This is a genomic window from Amycolatopsis sp. NPDC021455, from assembly GCF_040640995.1.
Taxonomy (GTDB): domain Bacteria; phylum Actinomycetota; class Actinomycetes; order Mycobacteriales; family Pseudonocardiaceae; genus Amycolatopsis.
On the sequence record NZ_JBFACT010000026.1, the window covers coordinates 105,102 to 114,400 of the forward strand.

At 71.5% G+C, this 9,299-nt stretch carries 11 protein-coding genes; 6 read left to right on the top strand and 5 right to left on the bottom strand.

Annotated features, from left to right (window positions below):
• Positions 1-21 precede the first annotated feature (21 nt).
• The 3 genes from nhaA to AB0G28_RS26720 are packed head-to-tail and all read left to right on the top strand — an operon-like array spanning position 22 to position 2,674.
• A complete protein-coding gene (nhaA, locus tag AB0G28_RS26710) occupies positions 22-1,209 on the top strand; it encodes a Na+/H+ antiporter NhaA (RefSeq protein WP_361094416.1) in 1,188 nt (395 codons plus the stop codon).
• 42 nt (positions 1,210-1,251) lie between these two features.
• A complete protein-coding gene (locus AB0G28_RS26715; RefSeq protein ID WP_361094419.1) occupies positions 1,252-1,746 on the top strand; it encodes a phage holin family protein in 495 nt (164 codons plus the stop codon).
• A gap of 4 nt (positions 1,747-1,750) precedes the next feature.
• Entirely contained in the window at positions 1,751-2,674 is a 924-nt protein-coding gene (locus AB0G28_RS26720) for an alpha/beta hydrolase (protein WP_361094422.1), read from the top strand.
• On the opposite strand, the gene AB0G28_RS26725 is transcribed toward AB0G28_RS26720, so the two are convergent.
• Entirely contained in the window at positions 2,661-3,755 is a 1,095-nt protein-coding gene (locus AB0G28_RS26725; protein ID WP_361094425.1) for an FAD-dependent monooxygenase, read from the bottom strand. The two genes, AB0G28_RS26720 and AB0G28_RS26725, sit on opposite strands and share 14 nt — an antisense overlap.
• 99 nt (positions 3,756-3,854) lie before the next feature.
• Here AB0G28_RS26725 and AB0G28_RS26730 point away from each other — a divergent pair, with 99 nt between their 5' ends.
• Positions 3,855-4,736 (top strand): GntR family transcriptional regulator, encoded by an 882-nt coding sequence (locus AB0G28_RS26730; protein ID WP_361094428.1) that lies wholly within the window; start codon positions 3,855-3,857, stop codon positions 4,734-4,736.
• Here the strand turns inward: AB0G28_RS26730 and AB0G28_RS26735 are convergent.
• Genes AB0G28_RS26735 through nth form a run of 4 tightly spaced genes read right to left on the bottom strand, consistent with a single transcriptional unit; the run spans position 4,733 to position 7,889 of the window.
• Positions 4,733-5,917 carry a MarP family serine protease gene (locus AB0G28_RS26735; RefSeq protein WP_361094431.1) on the bottom strand — a complete coding sequence of 395 codons (1,185 nt, stop codon included), beginning with the start codon at positions 5,915-5,917 and terminating at the stop codon, positions 4,733-4,735. The two genes, AB0G28_RS26730 and AB0G28_RS26735, sit on opposite strands and share 4 nt — an antisense overlap.
• Before the next feature lie 3 nt (positions 5,918-5,920).
• Entirely contained in the window at positions 5,921-6,613 is a 693-nt protein-coding gene (locus AB0G28_RS26740; RefSeq protein WP_361094434.1) for a CoA pyrophosphatase, read from the bottom strand.
• On the bottom strand, positions 6,610-7,209 hold the full coding sequence (locus tag AB0G28_RS26745) for a TlpA disulfide reductase family protein (protein WP_361094437.1): 600 nt from the start codon (positions 7,207-7,209) through the stop codon (positions 6,610-6,612). Before AB0G28_RS26745 ends, AB0G28_RS26740 begins: the two co-directional genes overlap by 4 nt.
• A complete protein-coding gene (nth, locus tag AB0G28_RS26750) occupies positions 7,206-7,889 on the bottom strand; it encodes an endonuclease III (RefSeq protein WP_361094440.1) in 684 nt (227 codons plus the stop codon). The genes AB0G28_RS26745 and nth overlap by 4 nt, the downstream gene beginning before the upstream one ends.
• Before the next feature lie 226 nt (positions 7,890-8,115).
• Here nth and AB0G28_RS26755 point away from each other — a divergent pair, with 226 nt between their 5' ends.
• Complete coding sequence (locus AB0G28_RS26755) at positions 8,116-8,367, top strand: hypothetical protein (RefSeq protein WP_013230551.1); 252 nt, start codon at positions 8,116-8,118, stop codon at positions 8,365-8,367.
• A gap of 149 nt (positions 8,368-8,516) precedes the next feature.
• On the top strand, positions 8,517-9,191 hold the full coding sequence (locus AB0G28_RS26760) for a Crp/Fnr family transcriptional regulator (RefSeq protein ID WP_003081747.1): 675 nt from the start codon (positions 8,517-8,519) through the stop codon (positions 9,189-9,191).
• Positions 9,192-9,299: the final 108 nt, after the last annotated feature.

Below are 9,299 nucleotides of genomic sequence, written 5' to 3' on the forward strand. Positions count from 1 at the left end.
TCAGCGACCCCGGAGCCGCCCGTGTCCCGTCCTCTGACCGAGTTCGCCCGCTACCTGCGCACCGAAACCACCGGCGGGTTGATCCTGCTCGGCGCGACCGCGGTCGCGCTTCTCTGGGCCAACTCGCCGCTGCGGGACAGCTACCACGCCCTGCGCGAGGTCCGGCTCGGCCCGGAGTTCCTCCACCTGAGCCTGACGCTCGACGACTGGGCGAAGGACGGCCTTCTCGCCCTGTTCTTCTTCGTCGCCGGGCTCGAGCTCAAGCGCGAACTCGTCGTCGGCGAGCTGTCGCGCTTCAAGCAGGCGGTGCTGCCGGTCGTCGCCGCGATCGGCGGCATGGTGGTGCCCGCGCTCGTCGCGCTGGCCGTCGGCTGGGGAACGCCGGGGATCGACCGGGCCTGGGCGATTCCGGTCGCCACGGACATCGCGTTCGCCCTCGGCGTCCTCGCGCTGACCGCGTCGAACCTGCCCTCGAGCGCGCGGGTCTTCCTGCTGTCGCTGGCGGTGGTGGACGACCTCGGCGCGATCATCGTCATCGCCGTGCTGTTCACGACGGGTTTCGACCCGGTCGCGGTGGCCGTCGCCGTCGTGGCGCTCGCGCTGTACGCGTTCCTGCAGCACCGCCGGGTCCGGACGCCGTGGCTGTATGTGCCCCTGGCGCTGGTCACCTGGATCGCGGTGCACTCGGCGGGCATCCACGCGACGATCGCCGGCGTCGCGCTGGGCCTGCTCACCCGCGTCCGCGCCGACGAAGGCGAGGCCGAAGCGCCGGCACTGCGGCTCGAACACCGGCTCCAGCCGTGGTCGGCCGCCGTCGCCGTACCGGTGTTCGCGCTGTTCGCGGCCGGGATCTCGATCGACGGCGACGCGCTGGACGCGGTCTTCACGACGGCGTTGCCGCTGGCTGTGCTCGCCGGGCTGCTCGGCGGCAAGGTCGTCGGCATCCTCGGCGCGAGCGTGCTGGCCGTGAAGCTGCGCGCGGCCGAGAAGCCGCGCGGGATGAGCTGGCGGGACATGGCCGCGTTGTCCGTGCTCGGCGGCGTCGGGTTCACCGTCAGCCTGCTGATCGCGGAGCTGGCGTTGCCCGCGGAGGCAAGCGAATCCGCGAAGGCGGCGGTGCTGCTCGCGTCGGCGACGGCGTCCCTGCTGGCGGCGGCCTTGCTACTCCGTCGTAGCAAGGTTCATGCGCGAATCTCCGACACACTGTGAGTCCGCCGCGCCCGGTAAATGGACACATGGCACGATGACCCGGTGAGCAGCCCCAAACACGAACGCACCGGTCCCGACGGCGTGGGGGCCGTGCCTTACCTCCCGCTGTCCTCCGCCACCGACGTCCCCGGCGACCAGTCGATCGGCCGCCTGGTCGGCGACGCGACCCAGCACATCTCGACCCTGGTCAGGGCGGAGATGGAGCTGGCGAAGGCCGAACTGGTCGGCGAGGTGAAGAAGGGCCTCAAGGGGGCCGTCTACTTCCTGATCGCGCTGACCGTCGTCCTGTACAGCACGTTCTTCGTCTTCTTCGCCGGTGCCGAAGGCCTGGCGGAGTGGTGGGGGATCCGCTCGGCGGCGTTCGCCGCCGTCTTCGGGCTCATGCTGCTGGTCGCCGGGATCGCCGGCTTCCTCGGCTACCGCAAGGTGAAGAAGTTCAAGGCTCCCGAGCGGACGATCGCCAGCGTCAAGGAGACCGCCGCCGCGCTCAAGCCGCAGCGCGCGCCCGAAGCCGACTTGACGACCACGCGCGACTGAGTCGTTGCACGCGTCCCCCGACCCGTCGATCGTCCGGCTCGACGGCCCGTGGGTCCACCGCGACGTGTCCGCGAACGGCATCCGCCTGCACGTCGCCGAGCTCGGCGACGGACCCGTGGTGGTGCTGCTGCACGGGTTCGCCGAGTTCTGGTGGACCTGGCATCACCAGCTGCGGGCGCTGGCCGAAGCCGGCTTCCGCGCGGTCGCCGTCGACCTGCGCGGCTACGGCGACTCGGACAAGCCGCCCCGCGGCTACGACGCGTGGACGCTGGCCGGTGACGTCGGCGGGCTGATCAAGTCGCTCGGGGCACGGCGCGCGCACCTCGTCGGGCACGCGTGGGGCGGCATGCTCGCCTGGACGGTCGCCGCCCTGCACCCGCGGCTCGTGTCGTCGGTGACGGCGATCGGCGCCGCCCATCCCCTTGCCCTCCGCTCGTCGGTCCGCCCGTGGCGCGGGCAGGGCCGCGCGGCCGGGCACCTGCTCCGCTTCCAGGTGCCGATGGCCCCGGAGAAGTGGCTGGTCAAGGAGGACGCGAAGGCCGTCGAGGACCTGTTCGGCGGCTGGGCCGGCCGCCGCTGGCGGTCCACTCCGGACTTCGCCGAGAGCGTCGAGGCGTTCCGGCAGGCGATGCTCGTGCCCGGCGTCGCGCACAGCGCGCTCGAGTACTACCGGTGGGCCTTCCGCGCCCAGTTCCGCGGCGAAGGCCGCCGGTTCACCGACGCCGTCGGCGGCCGGATCGCGGCGCCGACCCTGCAGCTGCACGGCGCCGACGACACCTGCATCCTGCCCGAAACGGCGACGTCGTCGGTGCGCTGGGCGGGCCCGCACACCGAGCCGGAGCTCTGGACCGGTGTCGGGCACTTCCCCCACCTCGAGGTGCCGGACCGCACGTCGGCGACCCTGGTGAACTTCCTCAAGCGAGACTGATGGCGTTCTTCGCCCGCTCGACCGACTCGTCCGACGCCGGGCCCTCGGGGTTCTCCGTGGCGAGCGCCTGGTTGAGCGCCACGAACGGCCGCATCCGCGTCTCGTAGGCCGCGAAGGCTTCTTCATGGCTGGCGCGGCCCAGCTCCTGAGCCAGCACGTACGCGCCGACGAGCGCGAGACTCGTCCCCTGGCCGGACAGCGCCGACGCGCAGTAGGCGGCGTCGCCGACCAGCGTGATCCGGCCCGCCGACCAGCGGTCGAGGTGGATCTGAGCCATGGCGTCGAAGTAGAACACGTCGGCCTGGGCCATGGCTTCCAGCAGCTTCGGCACCTCCCAGCCGACCCCGGCGAGCCGCTCGGCGATCAGCCGCTTCTGCTCCGGGACGGCCAGGCGCGGCAGCGGCTTGGACCCGAAGCCGAGGGTCACGCGCAGCTCGGTGTTGTCCCGCACCGGGTAGGCCACCCCGCCGGTCTCTTCGTGCCGGAACCAGACCTGCCAGTCCTCGAGGCCCAGGATGTTCGGCGCCGGGAAGATCGCCAGGTACTGACCGAGGTGCCGGACGAAGTCCTCCTCCGGCCCGAAGGCCAGCCGGCGCACCGCCGAGTGCAGGCCGTCGGCTCCGACGACCAGGTCGAACGTCCGGAAGCCGCCGTGTTCGAACTCGACGCGCACGCCGTGCGGTTCGTCGGTCAGCGCGGTGATCGCGTCGCCGAAGACGTACTCGACGTCGCCCGCGGTCGCCTCGTGCAGGATCGCGACGACGTCGTCGCGCAGCACTTCGAAGTCGTCGCTGTCCAGCCGCCCGCTGCTGAACGTGCGTTCCTCGGACCGGAACAGCTCGTGGCCGTCACCGTCCACCATGGACATTCCCCGCATCCGGGTGCGCAGCGCGCGCATCCGCTCGCCGAGGCCCATCCGGTCGACGACGTCGAGCGCGGCGCCGCGCACGTCGATCGCCTGGCCGCCGGTGCGCGGGCCGGGTGCCCGCTCCACCACGGTCACGGTGAAGCCCTGGCGCGCCAGGAACCAGGCCAGGGTGCCGCCGGCGACACCGGCGCCGGAGATGAGGACGTTTCGCATGTTCCCTCCAGAGTCGTACGCTGTTGCGCACCAAAGTGGAGTCTGCCCAGCTCGAAGGCCAATTCTGTACTAGTACAGATGGCATGCTGTACTAGGTCAGTGAAGTACCTCGTCATCGCCGAAGAGCTGCGCGGCCGGATCGCGCGCGGCGAACTGCCACCGGGCGCGCGAGTCCCGTCGACCCGGCGGCTCGCGACCGACCACGGCGTCGCGATGGCGACGGCCGCGAAGGCGCTGGCCCTGCTGGGCCAGGAAGGCCTGGTGCACGCCGAGCCGCGGTCGGGCACGGTCGTCGCCGGCCGCGACCACCGCGGCGGGCGGCGGGGGCTGACCCGCGAGCAGCTGGTGCGGACGGCCATCGCCATCGCCGACGCCGAAGGGCTCGGCGCGCTGTCCATGCGCGGGGTCGCGGCCCGCCTCGGCGTCGCGGCGATGGCGCCGTACCGGTACGTGCGCGGCCGGGACGAACTGGTGCTGCTCATGGCCGACACCGCGTTCGGCGAGCGCGGCTACCCGGCCAAGCCGTCCGGCGACTGGCGCGAACGGCTGGCCCTCGGCGGCCGCACGCTCTGGTCGCTCTACCGGCGCCACCCGTGGCTGGCGCAGCTCGGCCCGATCACGCGGCCGCTGCCGCTGCGCAACCTCGCGGCACACGGCGAGTGGGCGCTGTCCACGCTGTCCGAACTCGGCGTCGACGCCGCGACGCTGTGCAATCTGCACGTCCTGTTCTTCAGCCACGTCCAGGGCATGGCGGTCCACCTGGAGCGCGAGCAGAACGCGCTGGCGTCGTCCGGGCTGACCGAAGAGGACTGGATGGACCACCAGGGCCCCGCGGTGGCGGCGATGGCGACCGGGCACCCGACCTTCGCCAGAATGCTCGCCGACCTCACCGAAACCGGCTACGACCTGGTGCTCGACGACATCTTCGAGCTCGGCATGCGGGCGCTGCTGGACGGGCTCGCGCTGCGGTTCGGGCGTTAGGCGGCGCAGGAGCCGGTCGACACGTCCGCGGTCTGCGACGGGGCCGCGTCCACCTCGGCGCGCACCTGCTCGGCCGTCAGCGTGAAGCCGGTCTCCGGGTCCTCCACCGCCGCACCGAACACGACGCCGATGACCTTGCCGTCCGGGGTCACCATCGGGCCGCCGGAGTTGCCGCTGCGGATCTCGGCACGGACCGTGAAGACGTCCCGCTGCACGGTGTTCGCCTCGTAGATGTCCGGGCCGCGCAGGTTGATCCGGCCGCGCACGCGGGCCGGCGTCGCCCGGTACGGGCCGTCGAGGGGGTAGCCGAGGACGATCGCGCTGTCGCCCGCCTTGGCCGTCTCCGGCGCGAACTGCAGGGCCGGGGCCCGCAGCCGCGGCACGTCGAGCACGGCGATGTCGACCTCCGGGTCGAAGTAGACGACCCGCGCCGGGAAGTCGCCCTGGGTCGTCTCGATGCCGACGGTGTCGGTGCCGGCCACGACGTGCGCGTTCGTCATCACCCGCTGCGGCGAGATGACGAACCCGCTGCCTTCGAGCGACCGCGAGCACGAGCTGGCGCTGCCGCGGATCTTGACCACGCTGCCGTGCAGCTGCTGGACGATCCCGCTGCGCTGCAGCGCGGGGTCCGGCGGCGAGGTGTCGGCCGTCGGCGCCTTCTGGAACGGGTCCATGATCGACGGGAAGCCGGACGCGTCGAGCAGCTTGCGCAGCTGGCTCGGGAAGCCCTGGGCGGCCTCCGGCATGGCGTCGTTGACCTTGCCGAGCACCACCGAGTTGTTGATCGCCTTGGCCAGCCACGGCGCGCCGGACACGGCCGTCAGCGGTGTCGCGATCAGCCACGCCACCACGAACACGACCAGCGCCTGCACGACCGCGCCGAGCGTCTTGTCGATGCCGGAGAGCTTGTCCGGGTTGATCTTCTGCCGCAGCCGGCGGCCCACGTAGACGCCGATCGCCTCACCGAAGGCGACCAGGAAGACCACGGTCGCCACCGCGAAGGCGACCTTCCAGACGGGGTCGTCGAAGAACGCGACCACCACCGGCGCGAGCTTGATGCCGGCGACCGCGCCGAGCACGACGCCGACGAGCGACGGCAGCGCGATGATCACGCCCTGGTATGCGCCGGACACCGCCGCCAGCACGGCCAGCAGCAGCACCAGCACATCGACCCAGTTCACGTGTTACTCCTTTACCCGGGCATCGAACGCGGCCAGCGCTTCGTCGAGGTCCCGGACGTCTCCCGAGTCCCATTCGCGCTCCCAGCCTCCCAGGCTCAGGAGGACCGACAGCAACCCGGCGGTGAACCCCCAGACGAACAGGCCGTCGACCTCGAAGGCGGGCCCCTTCCAGGGCATGCCCTTCTTCCGCACCGTGAACCGGTTGGCCGGGTCGGCCAGGTCGGCGATGGCGACGCGCGCGACGGACGCCGTCTCGGCCGGGTCGACCGCGTGCACCGGCGACGGGGTCTCCCAGTGCGCCAGCACCGGCGTCACGGCGAACTTCGACACCGGGACGAACAGCTCGGGCAGCACGGCGATCGGCCGGACCCCGGACGGGACCACCCCGGTCTCTTCTTCGGCCTCGCGGAGTGCGGTGCCGACCGGGCCACCGTCGCCGTCCTCTGCGCCGCCGCCGGGGAAGGCGACCTGCCCGGCGTGCGAGCCCAGCGTGTCGGCGCGGCGCTGCAGGAGGACGTCCGGTTCGCCGTCGGCTTCGCGCTCGCCGAAGAGGATGAGCACCGCGGCGGGCCGCGTGTAGGCGTCTTCGGGCGGGCTGAACCGCGTGAACGTCTTCGAATCGACCTCGCCGCTCACCTTGACCAGCGGCCGGAGCCACTCGGGAACCGACTCGGGTTCGACCAGTGGTCCGATCACGATGCCCCCTCGACTGCCGCGCGCACCTGGTCAGTGTTCACGAACGAGCGTGGATTCGCGATGAACCGCACCTCGCCGGACGCGGTGACCAAGTACGACGCCGGCAGCGAGGAAGGCACCTTCAGGGCCGTCCGGACCGGACCGGTCCGCCCGTTGCCGTCGTACACCGACGGCAGGTGCACGCCCAGCTTGGCCAGCAGGTCCAGGCCGTCCTTCGCCGGGCTCTGCACCTGGACGCCGAGGACGCGGACCGCGCCCGGCTGCTTCGCGTACTCCTGGAGCACGGGCAGCTCGGTCCGGCACGGCTCGCACCACGACGCCCACACGTTGACCAGCGCCGGAGCACCGCCGAGGGCCTTGCCGACGTCGACGCTCACGCCGTCGCCGAGGCAGTCCGCCGTGACGCCCTCGAGCTGCTTCACCGGCTGCGCCGCGCCCACGGCCGGACACGGCTGCAGCGCCGCTGCCGACCGCGCGGGCCCGAGGTCCCCGGACGGCTTCGCGGCGGTGTCGTCACCGCCGCGCGGCAGCAGCGCGACGATCAGCGCCACCGCCAGCACGGCGGCGGCCAGTGCCCACTTGGTGACTCTCGTCACCGGGGCGCCGCCAGCGCCAGGATGTGGTCCTTTTCCTCGCCTTTGACCAGCTTCGCGGCTTCCTCGAACCCGGTCGGGCCGGTGCCGTACGACGGGCAGTCCTTGGCCAGCGGGCAAGCGCCGCAGGCGGGCTTCTTGGCGTGGCAGACGCGCCGGCCGTGGAAGATCACCCGGTGCGAGAGCATCGTCCACTCCTTGCGGGGGATCAGCTCGCCGATCGCGTGCTCGACCTTGACCGGGTCCTCTTCGGTGGTCCAGCCCCAGCGCCGGACCAGCCGGCCGAAGTGGGTGTCGACGGTGATGCCGGGGACGTCGAAGGCGTTGCCGAGGACGACGTTGGCCGTCTTGCGGCCGACGCCGGGCAGGGTGACGAGGTCCTCGAGCTTGTTCGGCACCTCGCCCCCGAACCGCTCGACCAGCGCCGCGCCCAGGCCCATGACGGAGTTCGCCTTGGCCCGGTAGAAGCCGGTGCTGCGGAGGTACTCCTCCAGCTCGGCGCGGTCGGCGCCCGCGTAGTCGGCGGCGGTCCGGTAGCGCTTGAACAGCGCGGGCGTGACGAGGTTCACCCGGACGTCGGTGGTCTGCGCGGACAACACGACCGCGACCAGCAGTTCCAGCGGCGTGGTGAAGTCGAGCTCGCAGTGGGCGTCCGGATACACGTCGTCCAAGCAACGCTTCATCCGCCTGGCGCGTCTCACCAGAGCTAACCGGCTTTCACCAGCGCCCTCACGGGGGGCGTTCGTGGTGGCAGGTGGCACCCCGATAGCCTACGGGCGCCGTCGGACGAGCCGGTGACTGCACCGGTGGACGACCGACACGCCAGAGCACCACCTCGGCGCGTTTTCCGGCCGCCATGAGCGAGGATCTGGAGTAGATGCTTTTCATCGAGTGTTTCGGGGTCCGGTCATGACTGTCTGGTTCGTCATCCTGGTCCCCTTGGTGATCATGTTCTTCGCGCTCTTCATGGAGCGCGTGGAGAGCAGGCTCAAGCACGTCGCGGTGCAGGAGAACGAGGTCGAAGAGTTCCTCGAGCAGGCGCAGCCCAACGAGGTCAGGGCGCTCTACGGGCACGGCATCGGCCGTGCGCTGGAGCTGTTCCGGCTGCGTAGGCTGGGCGGACGGGCAGCCAGGCTACGCGCGCGTCGCGTGCGGAGTTAGGCTCCACGTTCGAACGAGATCGTTTTCGCCGTTCGCGAGTCCGGCGAGCGATCTCGGGAGTACGCCCTAGACTGACGCGCAAGTGATCGGCGTCACGCTCTTCCAGCCAAGGGGGAGCGTGATCGTTTCTCGACGAGGAGGCACCCGAGGTGGACGAAACCCTGGCCCGTGCGGGCATATTCCAGGGTGTTGAGCCGGCAGCGGCGGAGGCGCTGGCCCAGACCTTGGAATCCGTGGAGTTCCCCCGCGGCCATGTCATCTTCAACGAGGGCGAACCCGGCGACAAGCTGTACATCATCCAGTCCGGCAAGGTGAAGATCGGCCGCAAGTCCCCGGACGGCCGCGAGAACCTGCTGGGCATCTTCGGCCCGTCCGACATGTTCGGCGAGCTGTCCATCTTCGACCCCGGCCCCCGGACGTCGAGCGCGACCACGGTCACCGAGGTCCGCGCGGTCACCATGGACCGCCCGGCCCTGCGGCAGTGGATCTCGACCCGCCCGGAGATCGCCGAGCAGCTGCTGCGCGTGGTCGCGCGCCGCCTGCGCCGGACGAACAACATGGTCGCGGAACTGATCTTCACCGACGTCCCGGGCCGCGTGGCGCGGGCGCTGCTGCAGCTCGCGCAGCGGTTCGGCAGCCAGGAGGCGGGCCTGCTGCGGGTCACGCACGACCTGACGCAGGAGGAGATCGCCCAGTACGTCGGCGCCTCCCGCGAGACCGTCAACAAGGCGCTCGCCGACTTCGCCCACCGCGGCTGGCTGCGGCTCGAGGGCAAGAGCGTGCTGATCCTGGACCCGGAGCGCCTGGCCCGCCGGGCTCGCTGACTTCCCGCACGCTTCAAGGCCGTGAAGGCCTCCTTCCCGGCCATAAGAGCCGGGAAGGAGGCCTTCACGGCTTTCCGGGATCTCGTGCCTTGGCAACAACAAAGAGCC